15 protein-coding genes and 1 riboswitch are annotated in these 21,941 nt (G+C 72.6%); of the genes, 11 read left to right on the top strand and 4 right to left on the bottom strand.

What is annotated here, in order from left to right:
• Positions 1-13: 13 nt before the first annotated feature.
• Both ACFWBW_RS07900 and ACFWBW_RS07895 read left to right on the top strand, forming a co-directional pair.
• A complete protein-coding gene (locus ACFWBW_RS07900) occupies positions 14-889 on the top strand; it encodes a carbohydrate ABC transporter permease (RefSeq protein WP_385369445.1) in 876 nt (291 codons plus the stop codon).
• A gap of 82 nt (positions 890-971) precedes the next feature.
• Positions 972-2,588 (top strand): alpha-amylase family glycosyl hydrolase, encoded by a 1,617-nt coding sequence (locus tag ACFWBW_RS07895; RefSeq protein WP_385369443.1) that lies wholly within the window; start codon positions 972-974, stop codon positions 2,586-2,588.
• An 81-nt stretch (positions 2,589-2,669) separates the two neighbouring features.
• On the opposite strand, the gene ACFWBW_RS07890 is transcribed toward ACFWBW_RS07895, so the two are convergent.
• Positions 2,670-3,923 (bottom strand): citrate synthase, encoded by a 1,254-nt coding sequence (locus ACFWBW_RS07890; protein WP_385369604.1) that lies wholly within the window; start codon positions 3,921-3,923, stop codon positions 2,670-2,672.
• A 64-nt stretch (positions 3,924-3,987) separates the two neighbouring features.
• On the opposite strand from ACFWBW_RS07890, the gene ACFWBW_RS07885 reads away from it, so the two are divergent.
• Both ACFWBW_RS07885 and ACFWBW_RS07880 read left to right on the top strand, forming a co-directional pair.
• Entirely contained in the window at positions 3,988-5,163 is a 1,176-nt protein-coding gene (locus ACFWBW_RS07885) for a citrate synthase (RefSeq protein WP_385369441.1), read from the top strand.
• Between the two features lie 20 nt (positions 5,164-5,183).
• Positions 5,184-6,353, top strand: a complete 1,170-nt coding sequence (locus ACFWBW_RS07880; RefSeq protein ID WP_385369439.1) for a CobW family GTP-binding protein — start codon at positions 5,184-5,186, stop codon at positions 6,351-6,353.
• Positions 6,354-6,591: 238 nt separating this feature from the next.
• Here ACFWBW_RS07880 and ACFWBW_RS07875 read toward each other — a convergent pair whose 3' ends face one another.
• Together ACFWBW_RS07875 and ACFWBW_RS07870 are read right to left on the bottom strand one after the other, a co-directional pair.
• Positions 6,592-8,679 (bottom strand): restriction endonuclease, encoded by a 2,088-nt coding sequence (locus tag ACFWBW_RS07875; RefSeq protein ID WP_385369437.1) that lies wholly within the window; start codon positions 8,677-8,679, stop codon positions 6,592-6,594.
• 107 nt (positions 8,680-8,786) lie between these two features.
• Positions 8,787-11,243, bottom strand: coding sequence for a DNA topoisomerase (ATP-hydrolyzing) subunit A (locus ACFWBW_RS07870; protein WP_385369435.1), 2,457 nt, complete (start codon positions 11,241-11,243; stop codon positions 8,787-8,789).
• A 259-nt stretch (positions 11,244-11,502) separates the two neighbouring features.
• Here ACFWBW_RS07870 and ACFWBW_RS07865 point away from each other — a divergent pair, with 259 nt between their 5' ends.
• The 4 genes from ACFWBW_RS07865 to ACFWBW_RS07850 all read left to right on the top strand — a co-directional run bounded on the left by ACFWBW_RS07865 (position 11,503) and on the right by ACFWBW_RS07850 (position 16,307).
• The gene (locus ACFWBW_RS07865) at positions 11,503-12,855 is read left to right on the top strand and encodes a M16 family metallopeptidase (RefSeq protein ID WP_385369602.1); all 1,353 of its coding nucleotides are present in this window, start codon (positions 11,503-11,505) and stop codon (positions 12,853-12,855) included.
• A 20-nt stretch (positions 12,856-12,875) separates the two neighbouring features.
• A complete protein-coding gene (locus ACFWBW_RS07860) occupies positions 12,876-14,243 on the top strand; it encodes a M16 family metallopeptidase (RefSeq protein ID WP_385369600.1) in 1,368 nt (455 codons plus the stop codon).
• 250 nt (positions 14,244-14,493) lie between these two features.
• A riboswitch (cyclic di-AMP (ydaO/yuaA leader) is annotated at positions 14,494-14,653 on the top strand.
• Positions 14,654-14,665: 12 nt separating this feature from the next.
• Positions 14,666-15,460, top strand: coding sequence for a M23 family metallopeptidase (locus tag ACFWBW_RS07855; RefSeq protein WP_385369433.1), 795 nt, complete (start codon positions 14,666-14,668; stop codon positions 15,458-15,460).
• Between the two features lie 181 nt (positions 15,461-15,641).
• Complete coding sequence (locus ACFWBW_RS07850; RefSeq protein ID WP_385369431.1) at positions 15,642-16,307, top strand: GntR family transcriptional regulator; 666 nt, start codon at positions 15,642-15,644, stop codon at positions 16,305-16,307.
• 329 nt (positions 16,308-16,636) lie between these two features.
• On the opposite strand, the gene ACFWBW_RS07845 is transcribed toward ACFWBW_RS07850, so the two are convergent.
• Positions 16,637-16,918 carry an HPr family phosphocarrier protein gene (locus ACFWBW_RS07845; RefSeq protein WP_250746483.1) on the bottom strand — a complete coding sequence of 94 codons (282 nt, stop codon included), beginning with the start codon at positions 16,916-16,918 and terminating at the stop codon, positions 16,637-16,639.
• 184 nt (positions 16,919-17,102) lie between these two features.
• On the opposite strand from ACFWBW_RS07845, the gene ACFWBW_RS07840 reads away from it, so the two are divergent.
• The 3 genes from ACFWBW_RS07840 to ACFWBW_RS07830 are packed head-to-tail and all read left to right on the top strand — an operon-like array spanning position 17,103 to position 21,924.
• Positions 17,103-20,063 carry a GNAT family N-acetyltransferase gene (locus ACFWBW_RS07840; protein WP_385369429.1) on the top strand — a complete coding sequence of 987 codons (2,961 nt, stop codon included), beginning with the start codon at positions 17,103-17,105 and terminating at the stop codon, positions 20,061-20,063.
• Positions 20,064-20,110: 47 nt separating this feature from the next.
• Positions 20,111-20,719, top strand: coding sequence for a DUF5998 family protein (locus ACFWBW_RS07835; protein WP_385369427.1), 609 nt, complete (start codon positions 20,111-20,113; stop codon positions 20,717-20,719).
• Positions 20,719-21,924: an alkaline phosphatase family protein gene (locus ACFWBW_RS07830; RefSeq protein WP_385369425.1), complete on the top strand. Its 1,206-nt coding sequence runs from the start codon at positions 20,719-20,721 to the stop codon at positions 21,922-21,924. The genes ACFWBW_RS07835 and ACFWBW_RS07830 overlap by 1 nt, the downstream gene beginning before the upstream one ends.
• The last annotated feature ends 17 nt before the right edge of the window (positions 21,925-21,941 follow it).

Here is a 21,941-nt window from a genome sequence, read left to right as displayed (position 1 = left end):
GGGAGCACCTCACATGTCAGAGCGCACGCTCATATCGCCGGCCCAACTCGGCCGCACCCGGGGCAAGGTCGCCTACTGGACCGTCCTGGCCGTGGTCGTGATCGGCTTCACGGTCGTCTTCCTCGGGCCCCTCTACTGGATGGTCGCCAACGGCCTCAAGAGCACCGCGGAGTTCACCCAGGTCCCGCCGACCGTGGTGCCGGACTCCCTGCACGCCGAGAACTACTCGGCGGCCTGGAAGGTCATGGACCTCGCCAAGCTGCTGTTCAACACCCTCTACTACGCCTTCGGCGCCCTGGCCTTCCAGCTCGTCCTCGACGTGGCCGCCGCCTACTCGCTGTCCAAGCTCCGCCCGGTCTTCGGCAAGGCGGTCCTCGGCATGATGCTGGCGACCCTGATGATCCCGGCCACCGTCCTCGTCGTACCGCAGTACCTCACGGTCCTGGACATGCCGCTCATCGAGCGCAACCTGCTCAACACGCCCTGGGTGATCTGGCTGCCCTCGGTCACGAACGCCTTCAACATCTTCCTTCTGAAACGATTCTTCGACTCCATCCCCGGCGAGATCCTCGATGCCGCCGCCATCGACGGAGCCTCCGCCCTGCGCACCCTGCGTTCCGTGGTCCTGCCGATGTCCCGGCCCGTCCTCGGCGTCGTGTCGATCTTCGCCATCGTCGGGGTCTGGAAAGACTTCCTCTGGCCCATGCTCACCCTCCCCGACCCGGCCCTGCAGACGCTCAACGTCGGCATCTACTCGCTCGCCAGGGGAGTGCCCGAGAACCATCTCGTCGCCGCGCTCGCGATGGCCTCGGCGCCCACGCTCATCATTTTCCTGATCTTCCAGCGCAACATCATGAGCGGCCTGACGGCAGGCTCCCTCAAGGGGTGAGCAGCACCCCGCTCCGCCGCCGTGCCCGGTCGCCTCCCATGAAGAGACCGCTGCGAAAAGACCGCCGTGAAAGGACCCCTCCGTGGCTGACTTTCCCCTGCCCGAAAACGCCGCCGACTGGTGGCGCTCGGCCGCCATCTACCAGGTGTACGTACGGAGCTTCGCCGACGGCGACGGGGACGGCACCGGTGACCTGGTGGGCGTCCGGGCACGCCTGCCCTACCTCGCCGAACTGGGCGTCGACGCCCTTTGGTTCACCCCCTGGTACCTTTCCCCGCTCGCCGACGGCGGCTACGACGTCGCCGACTACCGCACCATCGACCCCGCCTTCGGCACCCTCGCCGAAGCCGAGAAGCTCATCGCGGAAGCCCGTGAGCTGGGCATCCGCACCATTGTCGACATCGTTCCGAACCACGTGTCCGACCAGCACGCCTGGTTCAAGGCCGCCCTCGCCGCCGGCCCCGGCAGCCCCGAGCGGGAGCTCTTCCACTTCCGGCCGGGCCGCGGAGAGAACGGCGAACTGCCGCCGGGGGACTGGCCCTCGCAGTTCAACGGAGCGGCCACCTGGACGCAGGTACCGGACGGGGAGTGGTACCTGCACCTCTTCACCCCCGAGCAGCCCGACCTCAACTGGGACCACCCCGCCGTCCGCCGGGAACACGAGGAAGTCCTGCGGTTCTGGTTCGAACGGGGGGTGTCCGGCGTACGGATCGACTCCGCGGCCCTGCTCGCCAAGGACCCGGCCCTGCCCGACCTGGCCGGCCGCCCGGCTGAGCCGTGGCCGCCCGGGCCCGGCGAGATCCACCCGTACATCGACCGCGACGACCTGCACACCATCTACCGCTCGTGGCGGGCCATCGCCGACGAGTACGGGGCCATCTTCGTCGGCGAGGTCTGGCTGCCGGACTCCGAGCGCTTCGCCCGCTACCTGCGCCCCGACGAGCTGCACACCGCCTTCAACTTCTCCTTCCTCAGCTGCCCGTGGGACGCCGTCCGGCTGCGCACCTCCATCGAGGAGACCCTCGCCGAGCACGCCCCCGTCGGAGCGCCCGCCACCTGGGTGCTGTGCAACCACGACGTGACCCGTACGGTCACCCGCTACGGGCGCGCCGACACCGGCTTCGACTTCGCCACCAAGGCCTTCGGGACCCCCGCCGATCTGGAGCTGGGCACGCGGCGGGCCCGCGCCGCCGCGCTGCTGACCCTCGCCCTGCCCGGCGCCGTCTACGTGTACCAGGGCGAGGAACTGGGTCTTCCGGAGGCGGACATCCCGCTCGGCCGGATCCAGGACCCCATGCACTTCCGGTCCGGTGGCACCGACCCCGGACGGGACGGGTGCAGGGTCCCGCTGCCGTGGACCGCCGAGCCCTGGAGCGAGCCCTGGCTGCCCCAGCCGGAGAGCTGGCCGCAGTACGCCGCGGACCGGCAGGCCGGGGACCCGGCCTCGATGCTCACCCTCTACCGAACGGCCCTGGGCCTGCGCCGCGCCGCGGCCGGCTTCGGCGGCGGATCCCTGGACTGGCTGCCCGCGCCGGCCGGGGTACTCGCCTTCGGCCGCCCCGACGGGCTGGTCTGCGTGGCCAACCTGTCCCCGGAGCCGGTCCCGCTGCCGGCCCACACGAGCCTCCTGCTGAGCAGCTCCGCCCTGGATGCGGACGGGCTGCTCGGGCAGGACACGGCGGTCTGGCTGCGGACCTGACGCCGCAGCCGGACCGCCGGAACCATCTCTGGCCGGGCCACGGCCCGTAGCCCCCGCAGAGCCGCTCCCGCACCCCGCCCGTCACGGCAACGGCTGTGGCGGGCGGGGCCCGTGGTACTGCCCGCTCGGCCGCATCCGCAGCGGGCGCTCCTCGTACTCCTCCAATGCGTGCGCGATCCACCCGGCCGTACGGGCCACCGCGAAGACGGTCTCCCCGGCCTCCGGGGCCATCCCGCAGGACACCGTCAGCACCGCCAGCGCCAGGTCCACGTTGGGGTACAGGCCGTCGCCGTGCCGGGCCATCACCCCGGCCACCTCGCGCGCCGCGCCCAGCGCCGGACCGGCCTGGGCCAGCGGCTCCAGCCGCGCGAACAGGGCCGTCGCCCGCGGGTCCTGGCCCTCGTACAGCCGGTGCCCGAGCCCGGGCACCCGGCGGCCGGCCCGCAGGTACTCCGCCACCACCGGGGCCGCGCCGCCCCGCTCCAGCACCTCCACCAGCATCCGGTGCGCGAGCCGCCCGGCCGCACCGTGCAGGGGGCCTTCGAGCGCGCCGAGTCCGGCCGAGACCGCTGCGTACGGATGCGCGCGCGCCGACGCGGCCACCCGTACGGCCAGGGTCGAGGCGGCCAGATCGTGGTCGGTCAGCAGGGCCAGGGCCAGGTCCAGCACGGCCAGCGCGTCCGGATCGGGCTCCAGGGCGGAGAGCCGGGGCCACAGCTGCCGGGAGAGGCGGCCGTCCCCGCCCCACTGCGCCGGGCCCACCTCGGGCAGGGCGCCGACCAGGGTGGGGATCAGGGAGCGTGCGGAGCCCAGTACGGACGGTGCGGACAGGTCGAAGCGCAGCGGGTCCGCGACCGCCGCGGCGGCGACGGCCACCCGCAGTCGGTCGATCGGACCGCTGTGCTCGGGCAGCGAGGCGACGGCCCGGCGGGCCGCGGCGAGGGACTCCGGGGGAGCGGTGAACCGGGCCCCGCGCACCAGGGTCCCCGTCCAGAGCCACTCGGCGACCTCCTCGTAGCGGTACCGGGAGGCCAGCTCCACGGCGTCCACGCCGCGGAAGTAGTACCGGTCGGCCTCGATGAGGGTGAGCGCGGTGCGGACGGACAGGTCCCCGGCGGAGGCGGCGGAACCGGCGGGCCCCGCGGCCTCGCGCCGGCTGCGCCGGGCCAGGGCCTCCACCTCGCGGGCGTCGAAGCTGCTGGAGCGTCCGACCGGGTCGCGGCGGCTCGTCAGCTGGCCGCGGCTGACGTACGCGTACACGGTCGCGGGCTTCACACCCAGCAGCCGGGCGGCTTCCTGGGTGCCGATCCTTCGCTCACCGGGGTCGTCGTTCATGACGCTCATGACGCACACCCTACATATGTTGATGCAGTCAACATTGACAGTGATTGAGTCCATCATGGATGGTCGATCCATGAACACCACCGTCGCACCCGCCGAAAGCCCCCGCGGACTCGCGGGAGTCGTGGTCACCGAGACCGAGCTCGGTGACGTCCGAGGCCTCGAGGGCTTCTACCACTACCGCCAGTACTCGGCCGTCGAGCTCGCCGGGAGCCGCACCTTCGAGGACGTCTGGCACCTGATGTTCCGCGGCGCACTGCCCGCCGATGCCGGCGAACGGGCCGCCTTCGCAGCCGAGATCGCCCCGCTGCGCAGGCTCCCCGCCGAGGTGCGGGACGCCCTGCCCGCACTGGCCCGCGCCACCGCCCTGTCCGGCCCGCTCGCCGGACTGCGCACGGCGCTCTCCCTGCTCGGCGCCCGCGCCGGCTTCCGCCCGGTCTACGACCTGACCCCCGAATGCCGCGCCGCCGACGCGCTGGCCGCCTGCGCCGCCGTACCGACCCTGCTCACCGCCTTGTACCGGCTCGGTCAGGGGCTGGAGCCGGTGGAACCGCGCGACGACCTTCCGTACGCGGCGAACTACCTCTACATGCTGACCGGACGGGAACCCGAGCCGGTCAGGGCCCGCGCGGTCGAGCGGTACCTGATCTCCACGATCGACCACGGCTTCAACGCCTCCACCTTCACCGCCCGCGTGATCGCCTCCACCGGCGCCGATGTCGCGGCCTGTCTCACCGGGGCGATCGGCGCGCTCTCCGGCCCGCTGCACGGCGGCGCCCCCAGCCGGGCCCTGGACACCCTGGACGCCATCGGCACGGCTGACCGGATCGATCCGTGGATCCGCGAGCGGGTCCTCGCGGGCGATCGGATCATGGGCTTCGGACACCCCGTCTACCGCACCGAGGACCCGCGCTCACGGATGCTGCGCGGGATCGCCCTGCAGTTCGGCGGCCCGCTCGTGGACTTCGCCGTGGAGGTCGAGCGGCACGTCGAGGAGATCCTCGCCGAGCTCAAGCCGGGCCGGGAACTGCACACCAACGTGGAGTTCTACGCGGGCGTGGTCATGGAGCTGTGCGGGCTCCCGCGCGAGATGTTCACGCCGACCTTCTGCGCCGCCCGCGTGGTCGGCTGGAGCGCGAACGTCCTGGAACAGGCCGCCGACTCGAAGATCATCCGACCGGCCGCCCGCTACACCGGCCCGACCCCGCCGCGGCCGGTCCCCGCCCTCGGCTGACGCTGGCTACGATCGACCGGGTGAACAGCATCCCCGTCATCGTCCTCGCCGGCTTCCTCGGATCCGGCAAGACGACCGTCCTCAACCACCTCCTCGGCAACCGGGGCGGCACCCGGATCGGGGTCGTCGTCAACGACTTCGGCTCCATCGAGGTCGACGCGATGTCGGTGGCCGGCCAGGTCGGCGACTCGATGGTCTCCCTCGGCGGCGGCTGCCTGTGCTGCGCGGTGGACGGCAGCGAGCTGGACGCGTACCTGGAGAAGCTCGCCGACCCCGTCCACCGCATCGACGTGATCGTCATCGAGGCGAGCGGGCTGGCGGAGCCGCAGGAGATGGTCCGGATGCTCGTCGCCAACGAGAATCCCGCCGTCCGCTACGGCGGCATGGTGCAGATCGTCGACGCGGCGGAGTTTGACGTGACCCGGGACAAGCACCCCGAGACCGACCGGCACCTGGCCGTCGCGGACCTGGTGGTGCTCAACAAGACCGACCGGATCGATGCCGCCGAACGCACCCGGATCGAGGGCGTGCTCGCCGCGCTCTGCGCACCGGGCATCCCGGTCGTCGGCGCGGACCACGGGCGGATCGACCCGGAGCTGCTCTTCGACCGACGGCCGTGGACCGAGACGCGCGGCCAGTTGTCCTTCGAGGACCTGCTGGCCCAGGCGCACGACCACGACCACGACCACGACCACGATCACGATCACGACGGCGATCAGGGCGGTGAGGGTCACGCGGACCACATCCACGCCGCCTACGCGAGCACGGAGTTCGTGTCCGAGCAGGCCCTCGGCCCGCGCCGGTTCATCGAGTTCCTCGACCGCCGCCCGGCCGGCCTCTACCGGATCAAGGGCTCCGTCTACTTCGGCGTCCCCGGACACGAGGAGCGCTACGAGGTCCAGGCGGTCGGCCGCTTCCTCCGCTTCGCCCCGCACCCCTGGAGCCGGGGCGAACCGCGCCTGACGCAGCTCGTCCTGATCGGCTCGGGCACCGACGGCCCCGCACTGCTGCGCGAGCTGGAGGCCTGCCGCGAACCGGAGCCGTGGCACGCGCGCCCGGAGAGCATGTGGGGCGTCCTGCGCTACGTACACCGCCCGGCGCAGCCGGCCCCGGACTTCGAACCGGACCCGGACCCCGACCCGGACCCCGACCCGGCCGAGGCGGCCGATCCCGATCCCGAAGACTTCTAGGGGCCGCCCGGTGTGGAACCAGACCGAAGACCTCGAGGACGTGGACGCGGCCCGGGACACCCTGGACCTGCTGCGCCCGGCCGCGCGGCAACGAGGCCGACGACGACCTGTGGAGCTTCGTCCCGCACCGGCGGCTGCCGGTGTGGCTGTGGGTCCACCACTGGTCGCAGCCGTCGACCTGGGTCTGGCTGCTGAGCGCCGGCCGGTGGCGGCCCCTGCGCCGCCTGCGCCGTCCGCGTCAGGCGACCTCGATGCCGAAGTCGCCGAGGAGGGGTGCCAGGCCGCCCGGGTAGCCCTTGCCGCCGAGGACGAAGTCCCAGTCGCCGCCCGGGCGGCGCCGGAAGGAACCGAGGACCAGGGCGGTTTCGCCGGCGCGGCCGTCGGAGACCTCCAGGCGGCCGAGCTCCTCACCGCCCGCCCCCAGTAGCCGGATCCGGGCATCGGTGAAGCCGGCCAGATCGGCGTGCGGATCGACCTCGGGGTCGACCGCGGCGACGAGGACCAGCCGGTCGGAACGCTGCGGCAAGGCGTCGAAGGAGACCCGCAGCGCGGCCTTGTCGGGCGCCGCGTGCGCGTGGGTCCGTACCGAACCGTCCGGGGTGTTCGGGTTGTTGAAGAACACGAAGTGGTCCTCGCTGAGCACCCGGTTGCCTTCGCAGACCAGCGCGCACACGTCCAGCGCGACCGACCCCGCCCAGGACATGCCGAGCACGTTGTGGTCCGCGGCGGGCTCCGGCTCGGCCGTCCGCTGGGCCGGGACCGAGGCCGCCGTCCCCGGGCCGAGACGGCCGCGCAGTCCGTGCCGGTGCAGCAGATCCACGAGCGCGGCCCCGGGAACCAGCTCCAGCGGCTTGCCGTCGGCGAAGGTGTACGACGTGGGTCCGAAGGTCGCGGTGGTGACCAGCACTCCCTTGTTCGCCCCCTTGTCCTGCACCGTGCCGTAGAGATCCCGGACCGCCGTCGGTGACACGGTGTTGCGGTAGCGCTTGACCTGCACCACGATCCGTCCGCCCGTGATCGGGGAGGGGTCGTTCGCCTCGATGTCCACCCCTCCGTCACCTGACCGCTGCGTGGTCACCGCCTCCATGCCCATCGCCCGGAACAGCTCCGCGACCAGGTTCTCGAAGGCGATCGGGTCCATCGCGAAGAGGTCCGGCTCCTCCTCGTCGCGGTCCGCGTGCCCTCCGTGGCTGACGACGCCGCCGACCTCACCGGGCCGGCGCTCCGGGCGCACGGCGGCCGGCTGGTCCGGCCGCGCGGACAACTGCCCGCCCAGCCCCTCCACCAGGCAGTCCACCGCGCTCACCAGCTCCAGCCGCAGCCCGGTGAAGGCGGACCGCGCCGCCGACACCGAGGCGAGTACGAGCTGCGCTTCCCGCCCCGTCACCGGATCGTGGGCGTCCACGAATCCGTTGACGACCACGGACTCCAGTACGCCGAACTCGTCGGCCGCGTACAGATCGCGCACCACCAGCAGCACGCACTGCGCCAGCAGGTCCCGGTAGACCGCCCGCCGCTGCGTGGCCGGGCGGGCCGTCTCCTTGTCCTGGTCCGTGCTCGGCACGTACCGCACCGACTTGGCCTCGGGCACCACGTCGTAGCCGGGCAGTTCCCAGTCCAGCACCAGCTGGCGCCGTGCCGGGTCGTAGGCCGCCGACACCTGTCGCGGGAGGTTCTCCGGCCAGCCGGCCGAGGCGTACAGGGCTGCCGAGAAGTACTCCACCGCGGCCTCCGCGTCGCCCGCGCGCAGCGCCCCGGCCAGCTCGGTGAGCCCGTCGTTGTGCCCGCGGATGCCGGCCAGCTGCTCCGCCGCCCAGCGGTCGTACTGCTGCCGGTACGCCGCCAGCTGCTGCTGCCGCTGCGCCTCCGCGGCCTGCGCCGCCTGCCAGGCCTGCGTGTACCGGGCGTGCGCTTCCCGCTCCGCCTGCGCCCGCCGGTTCGAGCCCAGCGTCCAGCCGCTGCTCTGCTGCTGGAAGTGGTGCAACTGGGGCAGCGGCACGGGGTGCGCCAGGGTCCCCGGATCGAAGGGTTCGAGCCGCTCGGGCCTGGCCAGGTCGGCCAGCCGGAACGCCGGGGCCCGGCAGCCCGCGGCCAACAACCCCTGCAGGGCCGCGACCTGGGCGTCGAGCCGCTCGGTCGCCCGCCGTGCCTCGGCCTCGCGGTGCTGTCTGTAGGCGGCCTGCTGCTCGCGCTGACCCCGGGCCACGTCCCGTTCGTACGCCCGCTGCCGGCGCTCGGCCTCGCGCTGCTGGATCAGCTGCGTCTGCTGCGTCCGGCGCTGGGCCTCGGCCCAGTCACTGATCAATCCGCCCGACCGACGACTCATCAGTTCTGTGTCTCCCCGCCCCACCCGACAGTGCCAAGAGGGAAAACACTAGTCGCCATTCGGGTGGTACGTCCCCGGGACGTACCACCCGAATGACCTTGAACCTCCTACAGCGCCGACCCCGCCAGCGCCGCGACCACGGCCGGCAGCGCCGTGCCCGAACCGTCACGGCGCGGGTCCACGGCCGGCAGCAGGGCCGGAGTGCCGTTCGCCGCCGCCGCGCGGACCGGGGACGCGCCCGCCCAGGCCAGCAGCAGCACGTCCTCGCCCTTCAGGAAGCGCTGGCAGCGCACGCCGCCGGTGGCCCGGCCCTTGCGCGGGTACTGGTCGAACGGGGTCAGCTTCCCGGACTGCATCGAGTCGTCCAGCGTCCCGTGCGAGCCCGCCACCGTGAACACCACGGCCTCGCGCGCCGGGTCCACCGCCGAGAAGTGGATCACCTTGGCGCCGTCCGCGAGCTTGATGCCCGCCATGCCGCCCGCCGGGCGGCCCTGCGGGCGGACCTGGCCCGCCGGGTAGCGCAGCAGCTGGGCGTCGTCGGTGATGAAGACGAGGTCCTCCTCGCCCGTACGCAGCTCGACCGCCCCGATGATCCGGTCACCGTCCTTGAGGGTGATGACCTCCAGCTCGTCCTTGTTGGCCGGATAGTCCGGCACGACCCGCTTGACCACGCCCTGCTCGGTGCCGATCGCCAGCCCCTGCCCGGACTCGTCCAGCGAGGTCAGGCAGACGACCTTCTCGTCGGCCTCCAGCGCGGAGAGGAACTCCGTGACCGGGGCGCCGCCCGCCAGGTTCGGCGCGGCGTGGGTGTCGGGCAGTTGCGGCAGGTCGATCACCGACAGCCGCAGGAGCCGCCCGTACGAGGTGACCACGCCGATGTCGGCCCGCGCGGTCGCCGCGACCTGCGAGACGATCAGGTCGTGCTTGGCTCGCGCGCCGCCCTCCTCCTCGGGGAGCGGATCGGCGTTCGGCGTGCGGGCGAGCAGTCCGGTGGAGGACAGCAGCACCCGGCACGGGGTGTCCTCGACCTCGAGGGGGACCGCCGCGACCGGCGTCCCCGCCGACTCCAGCAGCACCGTACGGCGCTCCGTGCCGAACTTCTTCGACACCGCGGCCAGTTCCGCCGAGACGAGCTTGCGCAGCTCGCTGTCGGAGTCCAGGATCCCGGTCAGCTCGTCGATCTCGCCGGTCAGCCGGTCGCGCTCGGACTCCAGCTCGATCCGGTCGAAGCGGGTGAGGCGGCGCAGCGGGGTGTCCAGGATGTACTGGGTCTGGATCTCGCTCAGCGAGAAGCGCTCCATCAGGCGCTCCTTGGCCTGCGCGGAGTTGTCGCTGTCCCGGATGATCCGGATGACCTCGTCGATGTCGAGCAGCGCCACGAGCAGGCCCTCGACCAGGTGCAGACGGCCCTGCCGCTTGCCGCGGCGGAACTCGCTGCGCCGGCGCACGACCTCGAAGCGGTGGTCGAGGTAGACCTCCAGCAGCTCCTTGAGGCCCAGCGTCAGCGGCTGCCCGTCGACCAGCGCGACGTTGTTGATGCCGAAGGTCTCTTCCATCGGCGTCAGCTTGTACAGCTGCTCCAGCACGGCCTCGGGGTGGAAGCCGTTCTTGATCTCGATGACCAGGCGCAGGCCGTGCGAGCGGTCCGTGAGGTCCTTGACGTCCGCGATGCCCTGGAGCTTCTTGGAGCCGACCAGGTCCTTGATCTTCGCGATGACCTTCTCGGGGCCGACCGTGAAGGGCAGTTCGGTGACGACCAGCCCCTTGCGGCGCGGGGTCACGTCCTCCAGGGCCACCGTGGCACGGATCTTGAAGGTGCCGCGGCCGTTCTCGTAGGCGTCCTTGATGCCCGAGAGGCCCACGATCCGGCCACCGGTGGGCAGGTCGGGACCCGGTACGAAGCGCATCAGCGCTTCCAGGTCCGCCTCCGGGTAGCGGATCAGGTGGCGGGCGGCCGCGATGACCTCGCCGAGGTTGTGCGGGGCCATGTTGGTGGCCATGCCCACCGCGATCCCGGACGCGCCGTTGACCAGCAGGTTCGGGTACGCCGCCGGCAGGACGACCGGTTCCCGCTCCTGGCCGTCGTAGTTCGCGGCGAAGTCGACGGTGTCCTCGTCGATCCCGTCCGTCATCAGCGAGGCGGCGTCGGCCATCTTCGACTCGGTGTACCGCATCGCGGCGGGCGGGTCGTCGTTGCCGAGGGAGCCGAAGTTGCCGTGGCCGTCGACCAGCGGGAGCCGCATGGAGAAGGGCTGCGCCATGCGCACGAGGGCGTCGTAGATCGACGCGTCGCCGTGCGGGTGCAGCTTGCCCATGACCTCGCCGACGACACGGGCGCACTTGACGTAGCCGCGGTCGGGGCGCAGGCCCATCTCGTTCATCTGGTAGACGATGCGCCGGTGCACCGGCTTCATGCCGTCGCGGGCGTCGGGCAGGGCACGGGAGTAGATCACCGAGTACGCGTACTCGAGGAAGGAGCCCTGCATTTCGTCGACGACGTCGATGTCGAGGATCTTCTCCTCGAAATCCTCCGGCGGCGGGGTCTTCGTGCTGCGGCGGGCCATCGCTGCGCGGCTCCTTAACCAAGAATCGGGATGAGCTGAGCTCTCACGGGGTGGGGGCGGGGACTGGACTGGGGCGGGGCTGGGACGGGGGACGGGCGGTTTCGGACAGGGGTGACGCGGACCATTGTGGCCCGAGGCACCGACAGCGCCGACTCCGACCCAGGACTGGGCCGGGAACTTCTCCGCGCCCCGACACGCTTGCATACAGTGGCAGGTCTGACAGGAATCTCTGCATCGCGATCGAAGGGACCACATGCCCATGGGTCACACGGCCACAGCTCACGCAGGCTCCGGCGGCCTCACAGCGACCGAGCACCGGCTGGCCAACGGCCTGCGCGTGGTGCTGTCCGAGGACCACCTGACCCCGGTCGCCGCGGTCTGCCTCTGGTACGACGTCGGCTCGCGCCACGAAGTCAAGGGACGTACGGGCCTGGCTCACCTCTTCGAGCACCTGATGTTCCAGGGCTCGAAGAGCGTCTCCGGCAACGGTCACTTCGAACTGGTCCAGGGAGCCGGCGGCTCCCTCAACGGCACCACCAGCTTCGAGCGGACCAACTACTTCGAGACGATGCCGACCCACCAGCTGGAGCTCGCGCTGTGGCTGGAGGCCGACCGGATGGGCTCGCTGCTGGCCGCCCTGGACGACGAGTCCATGGAGAACCAGCGCGACGTCGTCAAGAACGAGCGCCGCCAGCGGTACGACAACGTCCCGTACGGCACGGCCTTCGAGAAGCTGACGGCGCTGGCCTACCCGGAGGGCCACCCGTACCACCACACCCCGATCGGGTCCATGGCGGACCTGGACGCCGCGTCCCTGGAGGACGCGCGGGCGTTCTTCCGCACGTACTACGCGCCCAACAACGCGGTGCTCTCGGTCGTCGGCGACATCGACCCCGAGAAGACGCTCGCCTGGGTCGAGAAGTACTTCGGCACCATCCCCGGCCACGACGGCAAGCAGCCGCCGCGCGACGGCTCGCTGCCCGAGATCATGGGGGAGCAGCTGCGCGAGGAGGTCGTCGAGGAGGTTCCGGCCCGCGCGCTGATGGCGGCCTACCGCCTCCCGCACGACGGCACCCGCGAGTGCGACGCCGCCGACGTGGCGCTGACCATCCTGGGCAGCGGCGAGTCCTCCCGGCTCCACAACCGCCTGGTGCGCCGCGACCAGAGCGCCGTCGCGGCCGGTTTCGGCATGCTGCGCCTCGCCGGTGCGCCGTCGCTGGGCTGGCTGGACGTGAAGACCTCCAGCGGGGTCGAGGTGCCCGCCATCGAGGCGGCCGTCGACGAGGAGCTCGCGCGGTTCGCCGCCGAGGGCCCGACGGCCGAGGAGATGGAGCGCGCGCAGGCCCAGCTGGAGCGCGAGTGGCTGGACCGGCTGAGCACGGTGGCCGGCCGCGCCGACGAACTGTGCCGCTTCGCGGTGCTGTTCGGCGACCCGCAGCTCGCGCTGACCGCGGTCCAGCGCGTCCTCGACATCACCGCCGAGGAGGTGCAGGCCGTGGCCGCGGCCCGACTGCGCCCCGACAACCGCGCGGTGCTCGTCTACGAGCCGATCGCCGCGGACGACATCGAAGAGACCGACGCGAGCGACGAGAACGAGGGGGCGGAGCAGTGAGCGACACCGCAGCCGTCACGATGACCTTCCACCCGCGCCCCCAGGCCGGCGAGCCGCAGCCGTGGGCCTTCCCGGCCCCCGAGCGCGGGGTACTGGCCAACGGCCTGACCCTGCTGCGCTGCCACCGCCCGGGCCAGCAGGTGGTCGCGGTCGAGATCAACCTCACCGCCCCGCTCGACGCGGAGCCCGAGGGCCTCGACGGCGTGGCCACGATCATGGTCCGCGCCCTGTCCGAGGGCACCGACAAGCGCTCCGCCGAGGAGTTCGCCGCCGAGCTGGAGCGCTGCGGCGCCACCCTGGACGCGCACGCCGACCACCCCGGCCTGCGGGTCTCCCTGGAGGTCCCGGCCTCCCGCCTGCACAAGGCGCTGGGCCTGGTCGCCGAGGCGCTGCGCGCCCCGGCCTTCGCCGACGCCGAGGTGGACCGCCTGGTGCGCAACCGGCTCGACGAGATCCCGCACGAGAGCGCCAACCCGCAGCGCCGCGCCGCCAAGCAGCTCTCGAAGGAGCTCTTCCCGGCCTCCCTGCGGATGTCCCGCCCGCGCCAGGGCACCGAGGAGACGGTCGCCCGCATCGACTCCGGGGCCGTACGCGCCTTCTACGAGGCCCACGTGCGCCCCGCGACCGCCACCGCGGTGGTCGTCGGCGATCTGACCGGCATCGACCTGGACGCCGTCCTGGCCGACACCCTGGGCGCCTGGACCGGTGACACCACCGCCCCGCGCCCGGTCCCGCCGATCACCGCCGACGACACGGGCCGCGTGGTCATCGTGGACCGGCCCGGCGCGGTCCAGACGCAGTTGCTGATCGGCCGCATCGGCGCGGACCGGCACGACCGGGTCTGGGCGCCCCAGGTGCTCGGCACGTACTGCCTGGGCGGCACCCTCACCTCCCGGCTGGACAAGGTGCTGCGCGAGGAGAAGGGGTACACGTACGGCGTGCGCGCCTTCGGCCAGGTGCTGCGCTCCACCGCCGACGGCAAGGGCGCCTCGATGCTCGCCATCAGCGGCTCGGTGGACACCCCGAACACCGGCCCGGCCCTGGAGGACCTCTGGACGGTGCTGCGCACCCTCGCGGAGGGCGGTCTGACCGACGCCGAACGGGACGTGGCCGTACAGAACTTGGTGGGCGTGGCCCCGCTGAAGTTCGAGACGGCGGCCTCCGTCGCGGGCACGCTCGCCGACCAGGTCGAGCAGGAGCTCCCCGACGACTACCAGGCGCAGTTGTACGCGCGGCTCGCCGAAACCGGGACGGTGGAGGCCACTTCGGCGGTCGTCAGCGCCTTCCCGGTGGACCGTCTGGTCACGGTCCTGGTCGGCGACGCCTCGCAGATCGAGGAGCCGGTGCGGGCCCTCGGGATCGGCGAAGTGACCGTGGTCACCAACTGACCTTCCGCTGACTGCCGGTGACTTCCGGCGGGTCGCCAACTGGCCCGCCGCTCAAGGGGATCCGGCAAGGGACTCCGGTGGCTTGTCCACTGGAGTCCCTTTTGCCGTTTCTGTCGCCTTTGTTGGTGTGGTTGCTTGTATGTGGTGTGGCGTACGCAACAAAAGGGCGTGTCTGTTTGGCGATTGACTGATGATCCGCCTAGCGTCGGGCCTGCTGTTCGTCAGTGGTAACCGCCGCATCCGCGGCACCGGACAGCGATCGCCGAGTCCCCGTCAGGCGCGAGCCTGGGGAGCCGGGGACCCACTTGAGTCCCTGGGGTGAATCGGACCGCCTCGCAAGAGGGGGCCCGTAGGAGACCTTCCTGCTCCGAACCCGTCAGCTAACCCGGTAGGCGAGAGGGAAGGAAAGGATCAGCCCCTTCATGGCGTTTGGCAGCAGTGCCACCGGCAAGCACCGTGGTTCGAGCCGTATGAGCCGCAGGACCGCCGGCTACGCCGGCATAGCCACGCTCGCCGCCACCGGCGTCGTCGGCTCCCTGGCCGGTCCCGCGTTCGCCGCGGACAATTCCCCCTCCATCGAGGACACCGGCAGCCTCAACACCATCGTGGTGGCCGACGAGCTCGCCGGCGACGTCGAGGCCCAGGCCCAGTCCCAGCAGCGCGCCGCCGAGGCCGCCGCCGCCAAGGCGCAGGCCGAGGCCGACGCCCGGCAGCGGGCCGCCGAGGCCAAGGCGAAGGCCGAAGCCCAGGCCAAGGCCGAGCGCGAGGCCGCCGAGCGCGCCGCTCGTGAAGAGGAGCGCAAGCGCCTCAACACCTTCGTGTCGCCGCTCGACAGCACCTCCATCAGCACCCAGTACCACGCGGGTGGCGGCATGTGGTCCTCCGGCAGCCACACCGGCATCGACTTCCGCGCCGCCTCCGGCACCGAGGTGCACGCCGTGGGCCTCGGCACCGTGGTCGAGGCGGGCTACGGCGGTGCGTACGGCAACAACGTCGTCATCAAGCACGCGGACGGCACGTACACCCAGTACGGCCACATGTCCTCGCTGAGCGTCTCCGTCGGCCAGCAGGTCACCCCGGGCCAGAAGATCGGCCTGTCGGGCTCCACCGGCAACTCCAGCGGCCCGCACCTGCACTTCGAGGCCCGCACCGGCGCCGACTACGGTTCGGACATCAACCCGGTCGCGTACCTGCGCTCGCACGGCGTCAGCATCTGACCAGCTCGCCCCACCGCACGTCTTCTGCGAAGGCCCCGGCTCTTTGAGAGCCGGGGCCTTCGCCGTGTTTTCGGCCCCGCGTGTGTGAATGTTTCGTATTTCCGGCCGCTCTCGGAAATTATCGTGTGTTGCAATAGAGTCGCAACGCGCACAGCCATACGAAAAAGGCGGAGGTCCGGTCTTGCGTATTCCCGCGCACACGGTATGCACAGCGATCCGCGACGACATCGTCTCCGGGGTGTTCGGGCCCGGCGGCCGGCTGACCGAGGAGGTGCTGGCCCGCCGGTACGGAGTCTCGCGCGTCCCGGTGCGCGAGGCGCTGCGCACGCTGGAGTCCGAGGGGTTCGTGACCACCAGGCGGCACGCGGGCGCCTGCGTGGCCGAGCCGACCGAACAGGAGGCGGCCGACCTCCTGGAGCTGCGGATGCTCCTGGAGCCCCTCGCGGCCGCCCGGGCGGCCAGACGGCGCAGCGAGGCCCACCTCAAGGTGCTGCGCGGCCTGGTCAGGCTGGGCCAGGAGCGGGCCAGGAGGGGCCAGGGGGAGGACCTGCGCTCCCTGGGCGGCTGGTTCCACGAGACGCTCTCCCAGGCCTCGGGCAGCCCCGGGCTGATTGCGCTGCTCACCCAGATGCGCCACAAGGTGGCCTGGATGTACGTGGTGGAGGCCCCGGTGCGGCCCGTGGAGTCCTGGGCGGAGCACGGCGCGATCGTGGACGCGGTGGCCCGGGGCGACGCCGAGCGGGCGCGGGCGCTGACCGCGCTGCACGTGGACAGGGCGGCGGGGGCGCACCGGCTGCGCGTGAGGACTTTGCAACCTGCCGTAAACACGGCGGGCGTCCCGCATTAACAAACGCCGTATACAAAGGTGGGATATCCGGGCCGGTAATTCAGGCCCATGCCCCGAGCTTTATTTCGCCGCCGGAATTCGGCCCTATGGAATCGGGCGTGCCGGAATGGCGGTGTGTATTTCCACCCGGGCCGATGAGCCGGTGAGTGAGCGCGGGCGAGCCCGGGGCCGGCGGGGCGGCGGGGCGGCGGGTCGAGGAGCCTGCGGGCCGACCGGATCTCCGCGCGAAAAGCAGTGAAGCCGTTGCCCTCGACCGTGGCGGTCGGGGGCAACGGCTTCGCCGTGCAAGTCCTGCAAGTCTGCGAGTCCTGCGGGTCGAACCCGAAGGGTCAGACGGTCTCGGGAAGCTCCTCGAGCCCCTCGGCGACCAGCTTCGCGAGGCGGTCCAGCGCGGCCTCGGCGCCGTCGGCCTCGGACGAGAGGACGATCTCCTCGCCGCCCTGGGCGCCCAGGCCCAGAACCGCCAGCATGGAGGCGGCGTTGACGGGGTCGCCGCCGGCCTTCGCGATGGTCACCGGGACGCCGGAAGCGGTCGTCGCGCGGACGAAGATCGAGGCGGGACGAGCGTGCAGGCCCTCGGCCCAGCCGACGTTGACGCGGCGCTCTGCCATGGTGATGCCCTTCAGGTTCTTACGGTTGTCTAGACCAGTCTCTCACGGCGTCCGGAATGGTCGAACCGACCTTCGGCCCGAGTTTCCCGCCATTCGACCTACCCCAGCTTGCCCTGATTCGAGTCAGCTTGCCCGATGCGCCGCGCCCGGGCCACTCAAGGCGTTCGAGCCTTAAGGTGACCCCATGACGACCGAGTCCGACCCCTCGTACCCGGACCACTGGGAAGCCGACGTGGTCCTTCGCGACGGCGGAACGGCCCGGATCCGGCCCATCACCACGGACGACGCGGGCCGGCTGGTCAGCTTCTACGAGCAGGTCTCGGACGAGTCCAAGTACTACCGGTTCTTCGCTCCCTATCCCCGGCTCTCCGACCGCGACGTGCACCGCTTCACGCACCACGACTACGTGGACCGGGTCGGCCTCGCCGCGACGATCGGCGGCGAGTTCATCGCCACCGTCCGCTACGACCGGATCGGCGCCGACGGCCGCTCGGCCACCGGACCCTCCGACGAGGCCGAGGTCGCCTTCCTCGTCCAGGACGCCCACCAGGGGCGCGGAGTCGCCTCCGCCCTGCTCGAGCACATCGGCGCGGTGGCCCGCGAACGCGGGATCCGCCGCTTCGCGGCCGAGGTGCTGCCGGCCAACGGCAAGATGATCAAGGTGTTCACCGACGCCGGCTACCAGCAGAAGCGCAGCTTCGAAGACGGCTCCGTCCACCTCACGCTCGACCTCGAACCGACCGCCGAGTCCCTCGCCGTCCAGCGCGCCCGCGAACAGCGCGCGGAGGCCCGCTCCGTCCAGCGGCTGCTGGCCCCCGGCTCGGTGGCGGTGATCGGCGTCAGCCGCTCCCTCGCCGGCGTGGGCGCGGCGGCCCTGCGCAACCTGCGCGACAGCGGCTTCCACGGCCACCTCTACGCCGTCAACGAGGCCGTCACCCGCGATCTGCTCGACGGCGTACGGGCCTACCCCACCCTCGGTGCCGTCGGCGCCCCGGTCGACCTCGCCGTCATCGCGGTCCCGGCGGACCGGGTCCCGGACGCGGTCGCCGCCTGCGGTGAACACGGGGTGCAGGGGCTCGTCGTCCTGTCCGCCGGATACGGGGAGAGCGGGCCCGAGGGCCTGGCCCGCCAGCGCGAACTGGTGCGCCAGGTGCGCTCCTACGGGATGCGGCTGATCGGACCGAACGCCTTCGGGGTGATCAACACGGCCCCCGAGGTGGAGCTGAACGCCTCCCTGGCCCCCGCTCCGGCCCCCGCGCGGGGAAGGGTCGGCCTCTTCACCCAGTCCGGGGCGATCGGCATCGCGCTGCTCTCCGGGCTGCTGCGGCGCGGGGAGGGGCTGTCCTCCTTCGTCTCCGCCGGGAACCGGGCCGACGTCTCCGGCAACGACATCCTCCAGTACTGGTACGACGACGAGGCCACCGACGTCGCGCTCATGTACCTGGAGACCCTGGGCAACCCGAGGAAGTTCACCCGGCTCGCCCGGCGCACCGCGGCCGTCAAGCCCGTGGTCGTCGCCAAGGGAGGCCGGCACACCCCCGCCGGACACGTGGTCCCCGGCACCCGGCTGCCCGAGGCGACGGTCTCGGAGCTGCTGCGGCAGGCCGGCGTCATCCGCGTCGACACGGTGACCGAGCTGGTGGACGTCGGCCTGCTGCTGGCCTCGCAGCCCGTACCGGCCGGGCCGCGGGTGGCCATCCTCGGCAACTCCGAATCGCTCGGTGTCCTCACCTACGACGCCTGCCTGACCGAGGGGCTGCGGCCGCTGGCGCCGCTCGACCTGACCACGGCCGCCTCGCCGGAGGACTTCCGTACGGCCGTCTCCGCGGCGCTGGCCTCGCCGGACACCGACGCCGTCGTCGTCACCGCGATCCCGTGGGTGAGCGAGCACGCGCTCGCCGACGATCTGGCCGAGGCCCTGCGGGCGGCCGCCGCCGGGCATCCCGGCAAGCCGGTCGCCGTGGTCCACGTGGAGCTCGGCGCCCTGGCGGAGGCCCTCTCGGCGGCCACCGCGCCCGCCGCCGCGACAGCCCCGGCGGACGCACTGCCCGCGACGCTGCCGACGCCCGCGACGGCCCTGGCGGCCCTGGCCTCCGGGTCCGAGGCCGGGTCCGAGGCCGGGCCCGTCTCCGTAGCGGGGGCCGGCAGTGGGCCCGGCGCCGGGTCCGCCCCCGAAGCCGCGCCCGCCGCAGTGCCCGCCACCGCGGCGGCGCCCTTCCGGCCGGAGCCGGCCTCCGACGCTGCGGGGAGCGCTGCGGTGCCCGCACCCGGAACCGCCCGGATTCCGAGCTACCCCGCCGCCGAGCGGGCCGTCAAGGCCGTCGCCGAAGCCGTCCGGTACGGCCAGTGGCGCCGGGGCATCGCCGAGGTCGGGCAGGTACCCGAGTTCGAGGACATCGACGAGAGCGGAGCCGCCGGGCAGCTCTCCCGCCTGCTGGCCGGCGTAGGGGAGGAGGAGGTCGCGACCCTGGACGACCCCGATGCCCGCGAGCTGCTCGCCCGGTACGGGATCCGGGTGCTCTCCACGCTCCCCGCCCCCAGCGCGGACGCCGCCGTCCGCGCCGCCGCGGTCCTCGGCTACCCCGTCGCGCTCAAAACCACCGCCCCGCACCTGCGCCACCGCGCCGACCTCGGCGGGGTCCGCCTCGACCTCACCACCGAGGCCGAGCTGCGCCGCTCGTACGAGGAGCTCACCCACGCGCTGGGCAAGCCGCAGGAGCTGCTCCCCGTGGTCCAGTCGATGGTTCCCCGGGGCGTCGACACGGTCATCCGCTCCGTCATCGACCCCGCGGCCGGCGCCGTCCTGTCCTTCGGGCTCTCCGGGGTCGCCTCCGAACTGCTCGGCGACACCGCCCACCGGCTGGTCCCCGCCACCGACAAGGACGCGGCGAGCCTGATCCGCTCGATCCGCACCGCACCACTGCTCTTCGGCTGGCGCGGCAGCGACCCCGTGGACACCCCCGCCCTGGAGGACCTGCTCCTGCGCCTCTCCCGCCTCGTCGACGACCACCCCGAGGTGGTCGGGGTCGCGCTGGAGCCCGTCGTCGTCGCCACCGAGGGACTGTCCGTGCTCAGCGCGAGCGTCCGCGTCGCCCACCCGCCCGCCCGCGGCGACCTCGGGCCGCGGACCCTGCCCAGCTACTGAGGTCCGACGGGCCCAGGGCGGCCGAGGTGCCCCATAGGGGCCTTAGGATGGACCTCATGGCGAAATCCGGTACGACGACCCAGGGGCTGCGCACGGCGATCGAGCGCAGCGGCTACTACCCGGCCCTCGTGGCCGAGGCCGTGGAGGCCGCGGTGGGCGGCGAGCCGATTTCGTCCTACCTGGTCCACCAGGAGACGACCTTCGACTCCAACGAGGTGCGCCGGCACGTCACCGTGCTGGTCCTGACCGGCAACCGCTTCATCGTCAGCCACACCGACGAGCAGGCCGCCGACGCCGGGTCCCCCTCCCCGTACGCGACCACCTCCACCGAGTCGGTCAAGCTGGCCAGCATCTCCTCCGTGGTGCTCAGCCGCGTCGTCGCCAACCCGGAGTCCTACACCCCCGGCACCCTGCCCCGCGAGGTCGTCCTGACCATCGGCTGGGGCGCGGTCTCGCGCATCGACCTGGAGCCCGCCGCCTGCGGCGACGCCAATTGCGACGCCGACCACGGCTACACCGGCAACTCCACCGCCGACGACCTGAGCCTGCGCGTCAGCGAGGCCGGCGACGGCCCCGAGGCGGTCCGCCAGACCCTGGTCTTCGCCCAGGCGCTCTCCGAGGCCACGGCGGCCACGTCCTCCACTCCCGCCCGCTGATGGCGTACTCCGCCGCGCAGAGCTGGCAGGACGAGCCGGAACTGCTGGACCTGGCCGGCGCCCCGGTGCCGCACTACGGCACCGGCTCGCTCGCCGACCTGCTGCCCACCCTCGTGGCCGGCCAGGGCGTACCCGGCTTCGAGGCCTCGATCGCCGAGCTGACCCCGGCCGACCGGAACTGCGTGTTCCTGGTCGACGGCATGGGCTGGGAGCAGATCAAGGCCCACCCGCACGAAGCCCCGTACCTCACCTCCCTCCTCTCCACCTCGCGCGGCGGCACCGGCCGCCCGATCACCGCGGGCTTCCCGGCGACCACCGCCACCTCGCTGGCCTCCGTCGGCACCGGCCTGCCGCCCGCGCGGCACGGCCTGCCCGGGTACACCGTGCGCAATCCCGCCACCGGCGAACTGATGAACCAGCTCCGCTGGCACCCGTGGACCCCGCCCAAGCCCTGGCAGCCGTACCCGACCGTCTTCCAGCAGGCGGACGCGGCCGGGGTGGCCACGGCGCAGGTGTCCTCGCCGGCCTTCCAGACCACCCCGCTGACGAAGGTCGCGCTGAGCGGCGGCACCTTCCTCGGCCGGATGACGGGCGAGGAGCGCATGGACCTCGCGGCCGAGCGGCTCGCGGCCGGCGACCGCTCGCTCGTCTACACGTACTACAGCGAGCTCGACGGGGCCGGCCACCGGCACGGCGTCGACTCCGACGCCTGGCGCGGCCAGCTCATGTACGTCGACCGGCTGGTGCAGCGGCTGGCGGAGCAACTCCCTCCCCGCACCGCGCTGTACGTGACCGCCGACCACGGCATGGTGGACGTCCCCTTCGACGAGGACTCCCGCATCGACTACGACGACGACTGGGAACTCGGCGCGGGCGTGGCCCTGCTGGGCGGCGAGGGCCGGGCCCGGCACGTGTACGCCGTACCGGGCGCCGAGGCCGACGTCCTGACCGTCTGGCGCGAGGTCCTCGGCGACCGCTTCTGGGTCGCGAGCCGGGCGGAAGCCCTGGAACTGGGCTGGTTCGGGACACCGGGCGAATGCGACGAGCGCGTCCTCGGCCGCATCGGCGACGTGATCGCCGCCGCCCAGGCCGACGTGGCGATCACCGCCTCACGGGCCGAGCCCAACGAGTCGGCCCTCGCGGGCATGCACGGCTCCATGACGGCGGCCGAGCAGCTCGTCCCGCTGCTCGAAATCCGCTCCTGACACGCCGAGCCGCGCCC

Source organism: Streptomyces sp. NPDC059957, assembly GCF_042730015.1.
GTDB lineage: Bacteria > Actinomycetota > Actinomycetes > Streptomycetales > Streptomycetaceae > Streptomyces.
The sequence above is the reverse complement of the archived record's forward strand: the minus strand, read 5'-3'. Positions and strand labels throughout refer to the sequence as shown.